This window comes from Flavimobilis sp. BM9, assembly GCF_058313055.1.
In genome coordinates this window covers 311,391-326,633 of sequence record NZ_JBZEMO010000002.1, presented here as the reverse complement: position 1 = coordinate 326,633, position 15,243 = coordinate 311,391, and the positions used below count along the sequence as shown (strand labels likewise).

The 15,243-nt window shown below is 71.5% G+C and carries 17 protein-coding genes; 8 read left to right on the top strand and 9 right to left on the bottom strand.

From position 1 onward, the window contains the following. Nucleotides 1-103: 103 nt before the first annotated feature. Nucleotides 104-253: a hypothetical protein gene (locus tag AC4F3Q_RS05570; protein WP_168446748.1), complete on the bottom strand. Its 150-nt coding sequence runs from the start codon at nucleotides 251-253 to the stop codon at nucleotides 104-106. A gap of 109 nt (nucleotides 254-362) precedes the next feature. Here AC4F3Q_RS05570 and AC4F3Q_RS05565 point away from each other — a divergent pair, with 109 nt between their 5' ends. Beyond that, nucleotides 363-1,268, top strand: a complete 906-nt coding sequence (locus AC4F3Q_RS05565) for a LysR family transcriptional regulator (RefSeq protein WP_168446747.1) — start codon at nucleotides 363-365, stop codon at nucleotides 1,266-1,268. A 72-nt stretch (nucleotides 1,269-1,340) separates the two neighbouring features. Here AC4F3Q_RS05565 and AC4F3Q_RS05560 read toward each other — a convergent pair whose 3' ends face one another. Both AC4F3Q_RS05560 and AC4F3Q_RS05555 read right to left on the bottom strand, forming a co-directional pair. Beyond that, nucleotides 1,341-1,508 (bottom strand): hypothetical protein, encoded by a 168-nt coding sequence (locus AC4F3Q_RS05560; protein ID WP_168446746.1) that lies wholly within the window; start codon nucleotides 1,506-1,508, stop codon nucleotides 1,341-1,343. A gap of 109 nt (nucleotides 1,509-1,617) precedes the next feature. Then, the gene (locus tag AC4F3Q_RS05555) at nucleotides 1,618-1,959 is read right to left on the bottom strand and encodes a VOC family protein (protein WP_491039097.1); all 342 of its coding nucleotides are present in this window, start codon (nucleotides 1,957-1,959) and stop codon (nucleotides 1,618-1,620) included. Between the two features lie 341 nt (nucleotides 1,960-2,300). On the opposite strand from AC4F3Q_RS05555, the gene AC4F3Q_RS05550 reads away from it, so the two are divergent. Both AC4F3Q_RS05550 and AC4F3Q_RS05545 read left to right on the top strand, forming a co-directional pair. Further along, nucleotides 2,301-2,864, top strand: coding sequence for a low molecular weight protein-tyrosine-phosphatase (locus tag AC4F3Q_RS05550; protein WP_491039096.1), 564 nt, complete (start codon nucleotides 2,301-2,303; stop codon nucleotides 2,862-2,864). 88 nt (nucleotides 2,865-2,952) lie between these two features. Next, nucleotides 2,953-4,140, top strand: a complete 1,188-nt coding sequence (locus AC4F3Q_RS05545; protein ID WP_491039095.1) for a pyridoxal phosphate-dependent aminotransferase — start codon at nucleotides 2,953-2,955, stop codon at nucleotides 4,138-4,140. Here AC4F3Q_RS05545 and AC4F3Q_RS05540 read toward each other — a convergent pair. From AC4F3Q_RS05540 to AC4F3Q_RS05530, 3 genes are read right to left on the bottom strand one after another with little or no spacing between them, the layout of a single operon-like run. Next, nucleotides 4,133-5,161: a hypothetical protein gene (locus AC4F3Q_RS05540; RefSeq protein WP_491039094.1), complete on the bottom strand. Its 1,029-nt coding sequence runs from the start codon at nucleotides 5,159-5,161 to the stop codon at nucleotides 4,133-4,135. The two genes, AC4F3Q_RS05545 and AC4F3Q_RS05540, sit on opposite strands and share 8 nt — an antisense overlap. Then, a complete protein-coding gene (locus AC4F3Q_RS05535) occupies nucleotides 5,148-6,146 on the bottom strand; it encodes a DUF2705 family protein (protein WP_491039093.1) in 999 nt (332 codons plus the stop codon). Before AC4F3Q_RS05535 ends, AC4F3Q_RS05540 begins: the two co-directional genes overlap by 14 nt. Beyond that, on the bottom strand, nucleotides 6,143-7,243 hold the full coding sequence (locus AC4F3Q_RS05530) for an ATP-binding cassette domain-containing protein (RefSeq protein WP_491039092.1): 1,101 nt from the start codon (nucleotides 7,241-7,243) through the stop codon (nucleotides 6,143-6,145). Before AC4F3Q_RS05530 ends, AC4F3Q_RS05535 begins: the two co-directional genes overlap by 4 nt. Nucleotides 7,244-7,493: 250 nt before the next feature. On the opposite strand from AC4F3Q_RS05530, the gene AC4F3Q_RS05525 reads away from it, so the two are divergent. The 3 genes from AC4F3Q_RS05525 (at nucleotide 7,494) to AC4F3Q_RS05515 (ending at nucleotide 9,588) form a co-directional block, all read left to right on the top strand. Further along, nucleotides 7,494-7,712, top strand: a complete 219-nt coding sequence (locus AC4F3Q_RS05525) for a helix-turn-helix domain-containing protein (RefSeq protein WP_168446739.1) — start codon at nucleotides 7,494-7,496, stop codon at nucleotides 7,710-7,712. 51 nt (nucleotides 7,713-7,763) lie between these two features. Continuing rightward, entirely contained in the window at nucleotides 7,764-8,201 is a 438-nt protein-coding gene (locus AC4F3Q_RS05520; RefSeq protein WP_491039091.1) for a (deoxy)nucleoside triphosphate pyrophosphohydrolase, read from the top strand. A gap of 109 nt (nucleotides 8,202-8,310) precedes the next feature. Next, the gene (locus tag AC4F3Q_RS05515; RefSeq protein WP_491039090.1) at nucleotides 8,311-9,588 is read left to right on the top strand and encodes a hemolysin family protein; all 1,278 of its coding nucleotides are present in this window, start codon (nucleotides 8,311-8,313) and stop codon (nucleotides 9,586-9,588) included. Nucleotides 9,589-9,643: 55 nt separating this feature from the next. Here the strand turns inward: AC4F3Q_RS05515 and rlmC are convergent, their stop codons facing one another. The 3 genes from rlmC to AC4F3Q_RS05500 form a co-directional block, all read right to left on the bottom strand. Continuing rightward, the gene (gene rlmC / locus AC4F3Q_RS05510) at nucleotides 9,644-10,774 is read right to left on the bottom strand and encodes a 23S rRNA (uracil(747)-C(5))-methyltransferase RlmC (protein WP_491039189.1); all 1,131 of its coding nucleotides are present in this window, start codon (nucleotides 10,772-10,774) and stop codon (nucleotides 9,644-9,646) included. Between the two features lie 17 nt (nucleotides 10,775-10,791). Continuing rightward, nucleotides 10,792-11,229, bottom strand: coding sequence for a heavy-metal-associated domain-containing protein (locus AC4F3Q_RS05505; protein ID WP_491039089.1), 438 nt, complete (start codon nucleotides 11,227-11,229; stop codon nucleotides 10,792-10,794). 77 nt (nucleotides 11,230-11,306) lie between these two features. After that, complete coding sequence (locus AC4F3Q_RS05500) at nucleotides 11,307-12,818, bottom strand: SDR family NAD(P)-dependent oxidoreductase (RefSeq protein ID WP_491039088.1); 1,512 nt, start codon at nucleotides 12,816-12,818, stop codon at nucleotides 11,307-11,309. A 136-nt stretch (nucleotides 12,819-12,954) separates the two neighbouring features. Between AC4F3Q_RS05500 and AC4F3Q_RS05495 the strand changes: the two genes are divergently transcribed. Together AC4F3Q_RS05495 and AC4F3Q_RS05490 are read left to right on the top strand one after the other, a co-directional pair. Continuing rightward, on the top strand, nucleotides 12,955-13,710 hold the full coding sequence (locus AC4F3Q_RS05495) for an ABC transporter ATP-binding protein (protein WP_491039087.1): 756 nt from the start codon (nucleotides 12,955-12,957) through the stop codon (nucleotides 13,708-13,710). Further along, nucleotides 13,692-15,239, top strand: coding sequence for a hypothetical protein (locus AC4F3Q_RS05490; protein WP_491039086.1), 1,548 nt, complete (start codon nucleotides 13,692-13,694; stop codon nucleotides 15,237-15,239). The genes AC4F3Q_RS05495 and AC4F3Q_RS05490 overlap by 19 nt, the downstream gene beginning before the upstream one ends. The last annotated feature ends 4 nt before the right edge of the window (nucleotides 15,240-15,243 follow it).

Below are 15,243 nucleotides of genomic sequence, written 5' to 3'. Positions count from 1 at the left end.
GGTGCGAGTCAGAGGCGCCGGGGTACGAAAAAGCCGCGACCATGTGGTCGCGGCTCTCGTGGGCGGCGCGGGCGGGGGTCCCGCGGCCCTGTGAATGTGCGCGTCAGCGCACGTTCATCCCGGTGAACGGCTCCTGGTGCATCGTGATGGCCGGGCTGATCCGCAGGTGCTCTCCGTGGACCCACGACGTGGCCGTGGCCCGACGCTTGAACCAACGTGCGGCCTTGGCGATGGAGTGCTGTGCGGCGGTCATCTCTCTGCTCCTTATCTCTGTCGTCCCGGTGGAGGAACACCTCTATCTTGACCGCGAATCTGCTTAAGCACAATTGAATCTTCTTTGATCCCCAGTGTAGTGTTGCTACATGACCGCGGACCCGAAGAGACTTGCCTTCCTCTTGGCCGTGCACAGGGCTGGAGGCGTCCTGGCGGCCGCAGACCTGCTGCATGTGACCCCTTCTGCGGTGTCTCAGCAGATTGCCCGGCTTGAGGCCGAGGAGCGTGTCACCGTGCTCGATCGCGGGCCGCGCGGCGTCACCCTGACGCAGGCGGGCCGCATCCTCGCTGAGGCGGCCGAGCACATCGAGGCGGAGCTCGTCACGGCCCGCAAGCGTCTCGCCGCGGCGGGCGACGGGGCGAGCGGGACGGTCACGGTCGCGTCCTTCCAGACGGTCACGATCGCGGCGCTCGTCCCGGCGATCCTCAAGTTGCGCGAGTCCGCTCCCGGCGTCGAGCCGCACGTCCGCGAGATGGAGTACGCGGAGGCGCTGCGCGCGCTGCGCGCGGGCGAGGTCGACGTCGTCCTGCACGAGCGCGACGAGGACACCGCGCCGAACATCCCGCGCGGCCAGCGTGAGATTCCGATCCTCGACGAGCCGTGGCGGCTCGTCATCCCGTCGTCGTTCCCGACGCCGACGTCGCTCCACGACCTCGCCGACGTGCGCTGGGTCGCCCCCGACCCGTCGACTGCGGCCGCGCGCGCCCTCGGGCGAGTCGCGCAGGCGCTCGGCGTCGAGCTGCAGATGCGGCACACGTTCTTCGACTTCGACATCGCGCTCACGCTCGTCGCCGCAGGCGACGGCCCCGCGCTGCTGCCTGCGCTCGCGCTGCAGTCCGGCATCCCTGAGGGGGTCGAGGTCGTGTCGCTCCCTGGGCTCGGCAGCCGCCGCATCGTCGCCCGGCACCGCAAGAGCCGGCACGAGCCGGGTGCCGCGGTCGAGGCGCTCCTCGAGGCGCTCGTCGAAGAGGCGCGTGGGCTCGAGCTCGTCTGAGTGGTCCGGGAACGACGAAGGGGCCGACGGTGTGTCGGCCCCTTCAAAGGTGGGTGTGGGTGGTGGTGCGCCTCATCGGATGATCAGGTTCGGCATCGGGCGGTTCGCCTGGTAGATGTCGACCGCGGTGCGCTGGTCGTGCGACATCGGGTCGCCGTCCGGCACGGCCGCGCGCCTGTAGCGCTGGGTGACCGAGGTGACGGGAGCCCTGAGCGAGCGCCCGCTGCGGAATACGGACATGACGTATCTCTCCTGGTAGATGGGGGGAGTCCTCGTTCTCGAGGACTCCCCGAGTCTGTCGCGGCCCGTCGAGCCCGGGCCACTCATTTATCGGTGGAAAGCCCCACGGTCAGGCGAGGCAGAACTGGTTCCCGTCCGGGTCGGCGAGCGTGGTCCACGTGAATCCGCCCTCCTCGCGGACACCGACGAGAGTTGCGCCCGCCTCGATGAAGCGCGCGACCTCCGTCTCGCGGTCCTCGACGTGGAAGTCGAGGTGCACGCGGTTCTTGCCGGGCGTCGGGTCCGGGACCTTCTGGAAGCCGAGGTTCGGGCTCGCGTCGCCGTACGAGACGACCGTGAACCACTCGTCCTCGTTCTCGATCGTGCCGGCGGTGACCCCCGCCCACCAGCGAGCGAGCGCGACGGCGTCGGAACAGTCGAACGTGACCATGGAGGCTGTGATCTGAGTCATAGCGCTAACGTATCGGCGCCCTCTGACAAGGAACCGACCTGCGAGCGGTGCCCCGACGTCGCGCGGGCAAAAGCGCGGCGACGTCCGTGTGAAGACGTGAGAGGACCCGTGGGTCGCGCGCTCTGCGCCGGTGCGGTGGACTGGTCCGCACCCCCACGGGTCCCGGTGGCCGCCTGGGATTGGCGGACCGTCCGGTCGGGCCGGCAGTCAGCCGGCGACCACCTCGAGAGTCCTGGAGTACTTCATCTCGTGGACCACCTCCTTTCCCTACGTGCGAGCGACGCTACGCCTGCCCCGGAGGCCTCGCACGGCTTTTTCTTCGATGGGCGAGGATGGTGCCCATGACCAGCGCGAACCCCTTCTCGACCGACGGCCCAGCGCTCACCCGGGTCGGCCCGCTGCGCGTGATGATGGTCTGCACGGGCAACATCTGCCGGTCCCCCATGGCGGAGATCGTGCTGCGCGCGCGGCTGCGCGAGCACGGCCTGGACGACCGCGTCGTCGTCGACTCGACCGGCATCAGCTCGGAGGAGCACGGCAACCCGATCGATCGACGCGCCCGCACGGCGCTCGCGCGCCGTGGCTATGCGGGGGACGACGTCGACGCGCACCGCGCGCGTCGCGTGCGGCCCGACGAGATCGGTGAGCGGGACCTCGTCCTCGCGATGACGGCGCACCATGCCGCGACCCTGCGCCGTCTTGCACCCGACGCCGCCGACGGCGTGCACATGTTCCGCTCGTTCGACCCGGCCGCGCCAGCTCCCCGGCGTGACAGCGACCTGGACGTCGCCGACCCCTGGTACGGCGGGCCCGAGGACTTCGAGCTCTGTCTCGACGAGGTCGAGGCAGCGGTCGACGGTCTCATGGCGGAGATCCGCACCGGGCTCGCCCGACAGGCTCGATGACAGGCGGGACGGGGCTAGCGACGTACGCCGTGGATGCGCGCCTCGTGCGTGGGGGCGAGCGATCGGCCGCGCGAGGCAGGATGGACGCATGAAGATCGCTCGCCGGGCCGCCGTCCCCGCCTTCGCCGTCATGGAGATCGTCGCCGCGGCCAACGCCCGCCGCGCCGCCGGTCAGTCGATCATCAACCTGTGTGTCGGCGAGCCGACGACGGGCGCGTCCGACGCGGTGCGCGACCTCGCCCAGGAGATCCTCGCGACGGGCAGCCTCGGCTACACCGAGGCGATGGGCTCGCCCGCCCTGCGCCGCGCGATCGCCGCGCACTACGGCCGCTGGTACGGGACAGACGTCGACCCGTCGCGCGTCGCCGTGACGACCGGGTCGTCTGGCGGGTTCATGCTCGCGTTCCTCGCCGCGTTCGACGTCGGCGACCGCGTCGCGCTCGTCCGCCCCGGCTACCCCGCCTACCGGAACATCCTCGCGTCGCTCGGCTGCGACGTCGTCGAGATCGGCTGCGGCCCCGCCGAGGGGTACGTGCCGACGGTAGCGCAGCTCGACGCCGCGCACGCCGCGGCGCCGCTCGAGGGCCTCGTCCTCGCGAGCCCCGCCAACCCGACGGGCACGATGGTCGACGCCGTCGCGCTCGCCCAGATCGCCTCCTGGTGCACGTCGCACGGCGTGCGCCTGATCAGCGACGAGATCTACCACGGCATCGTGTACGACGACGCGCGCTGGCCTGGCGCGAGCGCCGTGCACCACGTCGAGGGTGGCGCCGTCGTCGTCTCGTCGTTCTCGAAGTACTGGGCGATGACAGGCTGGCGCCTCGGGTGGCTCGTCCTGCCCGACGACCTCGTCGCGCCCGTCGACGCGCTCGCGGGCAACGTCGCGCTGTGCCCGCCCGCCCTCGCGCAAGGTGCGGCGGTCGCGGCGTTCTCCGAGGCGGGCTACGCCGCAGCGCAGGAGAACGTGGCACGCTACGCGGCGTCGCGGGCGCTCCTGCTCGCGCGTCTCGACGAGCTGGGCTGGACCCAGGTCGCGCCCGCGGACGGGGCGTTCTACCTGTACGCCGACATCTCTCGCTCAGGCCTCGACTCGGTGACGTGGTGCGCACGCCTGCTCGACGAGGCCGGCGTCGCGCTCACGCCCGGGACCGACTTCGACGAGGTCGACGGCGCCCGCTGGGTGCGCCTGTCGTTCGCGCAGGACCCCGCGGTCATCGGCGAGGCCGTGGACCGGATCTTCGCCTGGCAGGCGACGACCCGGCCGGGCGTCAGCTGACGTCGCGCCTGCGGAACACGAGCCACACCACGAGCACGACGACGACGGCCATGCCGATCACGTACGTCGCCCCCGCGCTCGTCGTGATGTCGTAGACGACCTCGATGCACCGACGGGAGCCGTCGACCGGGCTGGCACCGCACCTGGTCCACGAAACCTCCGCACCGCCGTTCACGAGCGCCGCGACGTTGGGTCGCACGACCCACGGCTGCAGCGACGGGAACATGCCCCACACGACCGCCTCGACTCCCACCAGGTAGCCGAGGAGGACGCCGAGCACGCCGGTGGTGCTGCGCAGCGCCGCGCCGAGCGAGGCCGCCACGACACCGGACGCGACGGCGAGCGCCGTGCCGCGCGCGGCGACAGAGCCGAGCTCTTTCCAGAGCTCGGCAGACGCATCGAACGTGCCATGAGCGACGGCCACCGCGATCTCGGCGCACACGAGAGCCCCGAGAGCCGACACAGCGAGTGCGAGCGATGTCAGCGCCGCGCTCGCCAGCTTGGCGACGAGCACGCGGGTGCGACGTGGTTCGATCGTCAGCAGCATCGCGAGGCCGCCCGTGGCTCCCTCAGCACCGACGAGGCTGGCACCGACGAGGAACGTGCCCGCCGCGACCACCAGGGCCAGCCGGCTCAGATGAGCGGGGACGAGGTCGCTGAGCTCGATGGTCGACTCGGCCCATTCCTCCCGCACGGGCGGCTCGAGGAACCACTCGCACGAGAACTCGAGCTCCGGGTCGGCGGCGCGCGCCTCGTCCTCGGCCTCGAGACACTTCGCATAGCTCTCCTCGTGGGTCTCCTCCCACCAGGCGAGGTCGCTCGCGTAGAGCGCGTCGAGCTCTGCGCGCTCCGACGCGCTCGGCGGAGCCGTCAGCGAGTACGACTCCGCGACGAACATGGCGGCCAGCCCGAGGAGCGCGACAGCGACCCACCGGACCAGGAGGCGCGAGCGGGCACGCCCGAGCTCGGCGCGCAGCAGGCGGAGCGGACGTAGGCGGGTCAGCCCGTCAGCCGACGTCACGGCGACGGAACACGAGCCACGACGCCAGGACGAGCAGTGCAGCCAGCACGCCCAGGTACAGCGCGCTGTCCGCCTGTGTGAGCACCTTGCTCATCTCGGTGCACACCTCGACACCAGTGGTGGGGTCGGCCTTGCACTCCGTCCAGTACAGCTCCTTGCGACCCTCGATCACGGCCGTCACGTTGTTCAGCAGGAGCCACTGCTGGATCTTGCCCGCACCCATCCCGAACATGGCCTCGAACACGAGGAGGTAGCCGAAGGCGGCCCCCAGGGCGGCCGCCGTGTGCCGCAGCAGCACCCCGAGCGTCGCGCCGACCACGCCGGTCGCGACGGCCAGGAGGATCGCCCGCACCGCCATGAGCGTGAGGTCCTCCCACTGCTGAGAGGTCAGGTCGAGCGCGCCGTTGATGGCAGCGGCGCCCGCGATGCCCGCGATCCCGGCTGCAGCGCCCACGATCGCGTACAGGAGCGACGTGACCGCGACCGCGACGAGCTTCGCCGCGAGGACCGCGCCACGTCTCGGCGCGAACGTGAGCCAGAGCCCAAGGTTTCCCGTGGCGATCTCGGCGGCGAGCAGGCTCGCGCCGATGACGAACGCGCCGCCGAGGAGCACCTGCAGGAAGCCGCTGTACGTGTACGGAGCGACGTCGCTCGCCGTCTGCGTGTAGAGCCAGTCGTCGAGGGTCGGTGCCTTCTTGAGGTTCTCGCACCCATAGTCGATCGTGGGGTCGTTCATGGCCTCACGATCGTCTGCCTGCGACGTGAGGCAGTCCTGGTACTGCTGGACGTGGTTCAGCTCCCAGTCCTTGAGGTTCTCCTCGAAGAACTGCGTCTGCTGCGCGAGCTCGGTCTCGCTCGGGGGGACAGTCGAGGAGTAGACGCTCAGCGCGACCATCGCCGTCACCGCGAGCGTCGCGACGAGCGCGATCCAGACGAGAAGACGGGAGCGGGACCGGCTGAGCTCGGCGCGTACGAGGCGGATCATCGCGCGCCTCCCTCGGTGTCCGTGGCTCTCGGGGCGTAGGGGCTCTCCGGTGCTGCGGGCGGCACCCTGTCGGTGCCGGGGCCTGCGTGCTGCGGACGGGGGGCGGCAAGCGCGCCGGCGCCCGCCGTCGTCCCTGGTCCCTCGCCTGCGGTGAGCTCGAGGAACACCTGCTCGAGGCCAGCCTTCACGGTGACGAGCTCGTTGACCCACAGGTCGTGGTGACCGAGCCTGCGCGCGATCTCCGCTGCGTCGTCGACGCCGCGGACGACCACGTGGCTCGCGTCGTCGGTCAGGTCGAGCCCGGCCTCCCGCAGGACGCGCACGGCAGCAGCATGGTCCTCCGAGCGGACGGCGACGCGGACGGACGAGCCGCCGGCGGCGCTGATGATGTCGGCGACGCGTCCCTCGGCGAGGAGGCGGCCGCGGCCGATGATCGACACGGTGTCGGCGACCTGCTCGACCTCCGCGAGGATGTGGCTCGACACGAGGACCGTCTTGCCGTTCTCCGCGAGCTGGCGCATCGTCTGGCGGATCTCGTGGATGCCCGCCGGGTCGAGGCCGTTGGTGGGCTCGTCGAAGATCAGCAGGTCCGGGTCCTTGAGCAGGGTCGCGGCGATCGCGAGGCGCTGCTTCATGCCGAGGGAATAGGTGCGGTACTTGCTCTTCGCCCGGTCGTGGAGGCCCACGTCCGTGAGCACCTGGTCGACGGCGCGGTCGGGAGCGCCGATCGCGGTCGCGAGGAGCTCGAGGTTGCGGCGGGCCGAGAAGTTCGGGAAGAACTTGGGCGACTCGACGATCGCGCCGACGCGCCCGATGACGTCGGGCAGGGCCTTGGGCACCTGCTGCCCGAAGAGGTGCATCGTGCCGGAGTCTGCCCTGGCGAGGCCGAGGAGCATCCGGATGGACGTCGTCTTGCCGGAGCCGTTGGGGCCGAGGAACCCGTGCACGCCGCCGTACGGGACGCGAAGGTCCAGGCCGGAGACGGCGGTGGAGCGTCCCCGCAGGGACGCGTAGGTCTTGCGGAGCCCGGACGTGCAGACGGCGAGGTCGCGCGGGTCGGGTCCGTCGGTGGGCGGAGGCGGTGCCGGTGTGGTCATGAGTTCCCCTGCTGGTGTCGATGTGATGCTCCCGCCGACCCTAGCGGGGGGCGTCGCGGCGTCGTGCGTGGCACGCCGCCCGCCGTCTGCCGGGTGAACAGCCCAGATGTATCACGTGGTCAGAAAGAAGTTCCTCAGAGTTGCGTCATGGTCTGCGGGCATCGCCCTCTCATGACGTGTGAGCAGCAACGCGCACGACGAAGAGCAACCGCCCGGGGGGGCCGGTGCGCGTGAGAGTGAGGACAGTGACATGACCCTGATGGACACCATGACCCGGCCGACGCTGACGAGGCGTGAGCGTGTGGTGCTGGCGCGGCTGGACGAGGAAGTGACTCTCGAGGAGATCGCGCGCGAGCTGTACGTCACGCGCAACACGGTGAAGTCGCAGGTGCGCAGCGTGTACCGGAAGCTCGGGATCAGCTCGCGCGCGGAGGCCGTGCGGGCGGCGAAGGGCCTCGACCTGCGCTGACCCCCGCCGCAAGTCATGGGATCTCTGGGGAGGTCCTGGCAAGATAGGGGCATGAACCGCAAGCTCGTGGTGGCCGCAGCGATCGTGGACGACCTGTCTGCGCCGTCGATGTTGCTCGGGGCGCGGCGCTCCCGGCCCGAGCACCTCGTGGGCATGTGGGAGTTTCCCGGTGGGAAGGTCGACCCGGGCGAGACGCCCGAGGAGGCGCTGCACCGAGAGCTCTGCGAGGAGCTCGGCGTGAAGGTCGAGCTCGGCAGCGAGGTCGTCGGACCTGACGATGGCGCCTGGATCATCACGGACCGCCACGTCATGCGGCTGTGGTTCGCGCAGGTCTGCGAGGGCGCGCCTGAACCTCTCGTCGAGCACGACCTGGTGCGCTGGCTCGCTCCCGAGGAGTGGGACTCGGTCCCGTGGTTGCCGGGAGACGTGAGGATCGTCGAGGCGCTGCGGCAGCACGTGGGGGCGCGCTTCCGCGGCGCGGACGCGTGAGCCGTCCAGTTTGACGAGGGCGCGGGTCGTTCTTTGTACTAGTTCACATGGATGACAGCTGTAGTACCGACGACCTGCTCCCCAGCGAATGCCGGCGGGGGTGGGTCTGATGGACCAGGACACTCTTGTCTCTGCCGGCCTCGTCCTGGTGTTCATCCTCGTCGGCGGCGTCTTCGCCGGCACGGAGATGGCTCTCGTCTCGCTGCGCGAGTCCCAGGTGGACCGCATGGCCAAGGAGGGCGGGCGCAAGGCCCGCACGGCGCAGCTGGCGCGTGACCCGAACAGGTTCCTCTCCGCGGTGCAGATCGGCGTGACCGTCGCCGGGTTCTTCTCGGCGGCTTTCGGCGCCTCGACGCTCGCGCCTGACGTCGCCCCGCTCTTCGTGAGCGCAGGGCTGTCCAAGGGAGCAGCGGAGACGACGGCGCTCATCGCGCTCACGCTCGTCATCGCGTACCTCTCGCTCGTCCTGGGCGAGCTCGTGCCCAAGCGCATCGCGCTGCAGCGCACGGAGCAGTTCGCGACCCTCGTCGCGCCACCCCTCGACCGGTTCGCGCGGCTCATGCGCCCGGCGGTGTGGACGCTGTCCCGCTCGACCGACGTCGTCGTCAAGCTTCTGGGCGGCGACCCGACGGCGCGCAACGAGGAGATGAGCGAGGAGGAGCTCCGCGGGATCGTCGCGGGCCACGGCGGCCTCGAGGACATGGAGCGGCGCATCCTCGACGATGTCTTCGCTGCAGGTGACCGCTCGCTGAGCGAGGTCATGCGCCCGCGCGGTGAGGTCGCGTTCATGGAGGCGGACCTGACGGTCGCCCAGGCGCTCGACGTCGTGGCGGACGCGCCGTACTCGCGCTACCCGGTGATCGACGACAGCTTCGACGACGTCCTCGGGTTCCTGCACGTGCGCGACCTGCTGGCAGCGGACAGGGAGCTGCTCGTGCGCGACCTCACGCGCGAGATCCTGCTGCTCCCCTCGACGAACCGGCTGCTGCCGTCGATGTCGCGCATGCGCGCCGAGCGGGTGCACATCGCGGTCGTGGTCGACGAGTACGGCGGCACGGACGGCATCGTCACGCTCGAGGACATGGTCGAGGAGCTCATCGGCGACATCCGGGACGAGTACGACACGGACGAGCCGGCGTTCGAGAGCGCGGTCGACGGCGTGTTCACCGTCGACGCGGGGCTCACGATCGAGGAGTTCGAGGAGCAGACGGGCATCACGCTCGTCGACGGCCCGTACGAGACGGCCGCGGGCTACGTGATCGACCGGCTCGGGCGGCTGGCCGAGGTGGGCGACGTCGTGCACGTGGGCGAGGACGAGCTGCGCGTCGCCGAGGTCGAGGCGCGTCGCATCAAGGTGCTCGAGGTGCACCTGGCTGACCGCGACTGACGAGCCTGCGTGCGCCGGCCGTCTCTCCGACGGTCGGCGCGCCGGGGTCAGCTGCTCAGGCGCGCGTCAGCCGGGTGATGACCTCGTAGTGGGCCGTCTGCGGGAACATGTCGAGCACCCGCGCCTCGGCGACGCGCAGGTGCGGCATGGCTGCGAGGTCCCGCGCGAGGGACACGGCGTTGCACGACGAGTAGACGACGTCGCGCACACCTGAACGCTCGAGCCAGCTCGCGACGTCGGCGCCGATGCCGCGCCGCGGCGGGTTGACGATCACGAGGTCCGGGGCGGCGTCCGCGCCGAGCGCGAACGCTGTCGCGTCACCCACCTCGAAGCGCACGCCGAGGCCGGCCTCGGCGGCTGTCCGGCGCGCCGACCCGATCGCCTCGGCGCTCAGCTCGATACCGAGCACGTCGCGCCCGGGTGCGGCGACGTGCAGCGCGAAGCCGCCGACACCGCAGTACAGGTCCCACACGGACCGGGGCGCGGACGCGTCGACCCAGGCCGCCCCCTGCGCGTACAGGGCCTGCGCGATCGCGGTGTTCGTCTGGAAGAACGACTGCGGCCGCAGGTGCAGGTCGAGGGTCCCGACGCGCATGCGCAGCGAGTCCTCGGGCGTCAGCACGATCTCCTCGGGGCCCTCGAGGACCGCCTTGTGCTCCGGCTGGATGTTCGCGGTGACGACCCGGAGTCCCGGGAGCGCCGCCACGAGCGCGGGCAGGTGCTTGCGAAGGCGGGGCACCGCCTCGGTCGAGCGCAGCACGAAGCGCGCCATGAGCTCGCCGTCGGGCGAGAGGGTGAGCAGCACGTGCTTGAGCTCACCGCGCCGCGACGGGACGTCGTACGGGGTCAGGCGCGCAGTGGTGATCGCGGCGGCGACCGCAGGCAGCGCGGCCCGCAGAGGTTCCTCGTGCAGGCCGCAGCCCTGCAGGTCGACGCCGCGACCGGCCTCGTCGAGGATCCCGAGCGTCGGGGCCTCGACGGTCCCGGCGACGACCATCTTCGCCTTGTTGCGGAACCCCTGCTCGGGGCTCGCGACAGGCTCGTGCCAGACCGCGTCCGAGGCGCTCGGGACCTTGCTCAGCAGGGTGCGCGCGTGCGCGTCCTTCGCAGCGAGCTGATCGAGGTACGGCTCACCCAGGTGGGTGCAGGACCGGCACACGCCGGCCGCGTGGTACGCGCAGCGCACGACGCTCGACGGCGTGCTCAGGAGCCGCAGCCGCACCCGCCGCAGCCGCAGCCGCCGGCCTGCGGCGCCTCGGCGTCGGCGAGGATCGCAGCGTCCGCGTCCTCGCGGGAGGTGAGCGAGATGCCGACCGGCCCGACGGCGACGGCCGAGCCCGAGCCGATCATGCCGGTGCCCGCGTAGACGCGCTCGCGCGTGTCCGCGAGGTGGCTGAACTCCTGCTCAGGGCTGTGCGTCGCGATGCCTGCGAGCTCGTAGCCCGCCTCGTCGATCGCCTCGCGCAGCGCGTCCTCAGGGAGCGGGGCGTCCGACACCACGGTGACGGTCGACGCCTCGCCAACGTTCAGGTCCACGCTGACGTTCTTCACGCTGGGCACGGCCTCGAGCTCACGCGTGACGGCGGAGACGCAGTGTCCGCAGGTCATGCCGGTGACGTCGAGCGTGGTGATCGTAGACATCTCGGTTCCTTCGGGCTGGGCAACGGGTCCGGTGCCATTCTCGCACCGCACACCGACATGGAGGAGGGGGTGGTGCGTCACCACGCCGACGGGCGGTAGTCCTTCAGGAACGCGCCGAACACGTCCTCGCCGGCCTCGCCGCGCACGATCGGGTCGTAGACGCGCGCGGCGCCGTCGACCAGGTCGAGGGGAGCGTGGAAGCCCTCCTCGTGGAGCCGCGCCTTCGTCGTGTGCGGACGCTCGTCCGTGATCCAGCCCGTGTCGACGCTCGTCATGAGGATGCGGTCGCTCTCGAACATCTCGCGCGAGCTCGTGCGCGTGAGCATGTTCACGGCGGCCTTCGCCATGTTCGTGTGCGGGTGGCCGGGGCCCTTGTAGCCGCGGTTGAACTGCCCCTCCATCGCCGAGACGTTGACGATGTACTTGCGGCGGGCCGGCGACGCGGCGAGTGCAGCGCGCAGCCGCGAGATGAGGATGAACGGCGCGGTCTCGTTGCAGAGCTGCACCTCGAGCATCTCGAGCGGGTCGACGTCCTGCACCTTGTCGACCCACGAGTTCTGCGAGACCAGGTCGGGTACGAGCCCGCCCGCGTCGATCGCCGTGCCGGTCGCGACACGCTCGAGCGACGACGAGCCGGCACGCAGCGCCAGCTCGGTGAGCAGGCCCGGGGCCGTGACGGACTCGTCGACGACGGTCGACACGGGCTTGCCCTCGTCGCGCCCACCCGCGCGCACCGACGCCTCGAGCGCTGCCGGGTGCGCGTCGTGCGATCGACCGTAGGTCGTCACGGGCGGCAGGAAGCCCGATGGCAGCGGCGCGTCCTCGGCCTTCGCGAGCGGCGCGTACGCGCCGGGCGAGCGACGCACGGTCTGCGCCGCGTTGTTGATGAGGATGTCGAGCGGACCCTCCGCGGCGACGTCGTCGGCAAGCGCCATGACCTGCGCCGGGTCGCGCAGGTCGATGCCGACGATCTTGAGGTTGTGGATCCAGTCCGCCGAGTCCTCCATCGCCGTGAAGCGACGGATCGCGTCGTTGGGGAAGCGCGTCGTGATCGTCGTGTGCGCGCCGTCGCGCAGGAGGCGCAGCGCGATGTACATGCCGATCTTCGCGCGGCCCCCCGTGAGCAGGGCGCGCTTGCCCGTCAGGTCCGTCCGGGCGTCCCGCTTCGCGCGGTTCTCCGCAGCGCAGCGCGGGCAGAGCTGGTGGTAGAAGACGTCGATGTCCTGGTACGGCTCCTTGCACACGTAGCAGCCCTGCGGCTTCGACAGCCGACCCGCGAACGGGCCGGTCGCCGTGCCGGGCCGGATGTCGACGCCAGCCGTCTCGTCGTCGATCCGCGTCGGAGCGCCCGTCGCCGTCGACTCGATGACCGCGCGGTCCGCCTCCTGGATCGCCGACTTCGCCTCGTCGCGGCGCTGCTTCTTCACCGTCTTGTAGAGCTTCGCCGTCGCGCGCTGCAGCGCCACCTTGTCCGGGTGCTCGGGCGGCAGGGCGTTCGCGGCCTCGAGGATCTCGAGAGCGCGCGCGAGCTCGTCCGGGTTCACGCCCGCGGGCACGTCGTCGACAGAGGGGGAGGCTGATTCAGGCACGTGCTCCAGTATCTCAGGCGCTGCAATGACGGGGACCACACCCGCGATCGCATACCTGGGTCGGTTCCGCCCCTACCGACGTCGCAGGTAGCGTCGCGGGGACGCCGCCCACCGGGTGGCGCAGAGGGAGGAGCAGATGGACGTCGCGCTCGGTATGCAGGGGCTGCGCAAGAGGTTCGGCGACAAGGTCGCCGTCGAGCACGTCGACCTCGCCGTGCCCGCGGGGTCGTTCTACGGGCTCGTCGGCCCGAACGGCGCAGGCAAGACGACGACGCTCTCGATGGCGACCGGCCTGCTGCGGCCCGACGCGGGCCGAGTCGACGTGCTCGGCGTCGACCTGTGGGCAGACCCGGTCGCAGCGAAAGGGCTGCTCGGCATCCTGCCCGACGGCGTGCGCCTCTTCGACCGGCTCACCGGGCTGCAGCTCGTCGTCCACGCCGGCATGCTGCAGCGCCTGCCGCGCGCGACCGCCGTCGAGCGGGCACAGTCCCTCCTGCGGGCCCTCGACCTCGAGCAGGACGCCGACACGCTCGTCGCCGACTACTCCGCCGGCATGACCAAGAAGATCGCGCTCGCGTGCGCACTCGTGCACGGGCCGCGCCTTCTCGTCCTCGACGAGCCGTTCGAGGCCGTCGACCCTGTCTCCGCCGCGTCGATCCGCGGCATCCTCGCCGAGTACGTCGCGACGGGCGGCACCGTCATCGTGTCCTCGCACGTCATGGACCTCGTCGAGCGCATGTGCGACCACGTCGCCGTGCTCGCCGCCGGACGCGTCCTCGCGGCAGGGACCGTCGACGAGGTGCGCGCCGGGGCGTCGCTCGAGGACCGCTTCGTCGAGCTCGTCGGCGGACGCCGCACCGGGGAGGGGCTCGAGTGGTTGCACCGCTCCTGAGCCTGCGCTGGCAGGTCTACCTCTCGACCTTGCGGCGCAGCGTCTGGCAGATGATCGGGTTCGCGTTCGCGGCCCTCTACGCCGTCGGCTTCGGCCTCCTCGCGATCGTCGGGCTGCTGTTCCTCGGCCTGCGCGGTGACGTGTCCGACGACGTCGTCGCGCTCGGCTCGCTCCTGGTCGTCGTGTGGACCGTCGGACCGCTCGTCGCGTTCGGCGTCGACGACACGTTCGACCCGCGACGCCTCGCCCAGTTCCCGCTGAGCACGCGCGACCTCATGCTCGGCACGGCCGTCGCCGCACTCATGGGACCCGGCGGGCTGGCCACCGTCCTCGTCACGCTGGGCCTCGTCGCCGCGTGGGTGTCGCAGCCCGCCGCGCTCGTGGCCGCGCTCGTCGGCGCGGTGCTCGCCCTCGCGACCGCCGTCGTCGGGTCACGCGCGACGACATCAGCCGTCCGCCCCCTCCTCGAGGGACGGCGCGGCCGGGACATCATGCTCGGGGCGACCGTCGTCGGCGTCAGCCTCATCGGGCCGGGCATCGTGCTGCTCTCCGGGACCGAGATCGAGTACACCGCGCTCGCCCACCAGGTCGCACCGGTGCTCGCGTGGACCCCCTTCGGAGCGCCCTTCGCGCTCCCCGCCGCCGTCGCCGCAGGCGCCTGGGGCGCCGCGCTCGGTCACCTCGCCGTCGCCGTCGCGAGCCCTGTCCTGCTCACGCTCTGGTGGCGCAGCTCCCTCGAGCGGGCGTTCCTGCGGCCCCGCCGCGCGTCGGCCGGGCGCGGCCACGGGCTCGGCGTGCTCGGCCGCGTCCCCGACTCGCAGCTCGGCGCCGTCCTCGCGCGCTGCCTCACCTACTGGACGCGCGACCCGCGCTACGTGACGTCGCTCCTGTCGATCCCCGTCGTCGTGATCCTCCTCGTCATCTTCGCCGGAGACGGCGCCGGGCTGCTCATCGGCGGGCCCCTGATCGCGTGGACGTGCGGGTGGGCGATCTCGACGGACGTCGCGCTCGACTCCACCGCGTTCTGGACCCACGTCGCCGCACCCCTGCGCGGTACCGCGGACCGCTGGGGCCGGAGCCTCGCGATCGGCGTCCCTGGGCTGGTCCTCAGCCTCCTGGTCGCGCTCGGCACCCTCGGCTACACCGACCGCTGGGACGCGACCGCCGCCGTGCTCGGCGCAACCGTCGGGACGCTCCTCGCGTCGCTCGGTCTTGCGTCCGTCGTCTCCGCGATGGTCGTCTTCCCGGTCACCGCACCCGGTGAGAACCCCTTCGCCGCACAGCAGGGCGGCTCCATGGCCGCGGTCATCTCGCAGACCGTCGGGTCGTTCGCGCTCCTCGTCGTGCTCGCCCCGACCTACGTCGTCGGCGTCCTCGCGATCGTCAAGACGTCCGCCGTCCTCGCGGCCGTCGCCGCGGTGCTCGGCGTCGTGACCGGCGTCGCGGTGCTGCTCGGCGGCATCACGGTCGGCTCGCGACGGCTCGAGGCCGGCGCACCCGAGCTCCTCGCCCGGCTCAGGTCCTTCTGAGGTA

What these genes read in the sequence shown, in the direction of transcription:
- AC4F3Q_RS05525 (WP_168446739.1), top strand. Translation starts at nt 7,494, where the DNA reads ATGACCCTGATGGACACCATGACCCGGCCGACGCTGACGAGGCGTGAG.
- AC4F3Q_RS05535 (WP_491039093.1), bottom strand. Translation starts at nt 6,146, where the DNA reads ATGATCCGCCTCGTACGCGCCGAGCTCAGCCGGTCCCGCTCCCGTCTT.
- AC4F3Q_RS05555 (WP_491039097.1), bottom strand. Translation starts at nt 1,959, where the DNA reads ATGACTCAGATCACAGCCTCCATGGTCACGTTCGACTGTTCCGACGCC.
- AC4F3Q_RS05530 (WP_491039092.1), bottom strand. Translation starts at nt 7,243, where the DNA reads ATGACCACACCGGCACCGCCTCCGCCCACCGACGGACCCGACCCGCGC.
- AC4F3Q_RS05570 (WP_168446748.1), bottom strand. Translation starts at nt 253, where the DNA reads ATGACCGCCGCACAGCACTCCATCGCCAAGGCCGCACGTTGGTTCAAG.
- AC4F3Q_RS05545 (WP_491039095.1), top strand. Translation starts at nt 2,953, where the DNA reads ATGAAGATCGCTCGCCGGGCCGCCGTCCCCGCCTTCGCCGTCATGGAG.
- AC4F3Q_RS05515 (WP_491039090.1), top strand. Translation starts at nt 8,311, where the DNA reads ATGGACCAGGACACTCTTGTCTCTGCCGGCCTCGTCCTGGTGTTCATC.
- AC4F3Q_RS05550 (WP_491039096.1), top strand. Translation starts at nt 2,301, where the DNA reads ATGACCAGCGCGAACCCCTTCTCGACCGACGGCCCAGCGCTCACCCGG.
- AC4F3Q_RS05560 (WP_168446746.1), bottom strand. Translation starts at nt 1,508, where the DNA reads ATGTCCGTATTCCGCAGCGGGCGCTCGCTCAGGGCTCCCGTCACCTCG.
- AC4F3Q_RS05505 (WP_491039089.1), bottom strand. Translation starts at nt 11,229, where the DNA reads ATGTCTACGATCACCACGCTCGACGTCACCGGCATGACCTGCGGACAC.
- AC4F3Q_RS05520 (WP_491039091.1), top strand. Translation starts at nt 7,764, where the DNA reads ATGAACCGCAAGCTCGTGGTGGCCGCAGCGATCGTGGACGACCTGTCT.
- AC4F3Q_RS05495 (WP_491039087.1), top strand. Translation starts at nt 12,955, where the DNA reads ATGGACGTCGCGCTCGGTATGCAGGGGCTGCGCAAGAGGTTCGGCGAC.
- AC4F3Q_RS05565 (WP_168446747.1), top strand. Translation starts at nt 363, where the DNA reads ATGACCGCGGACCCGAAGAGACTTGCCTTCCTCTTGGCCGTGCACAGG.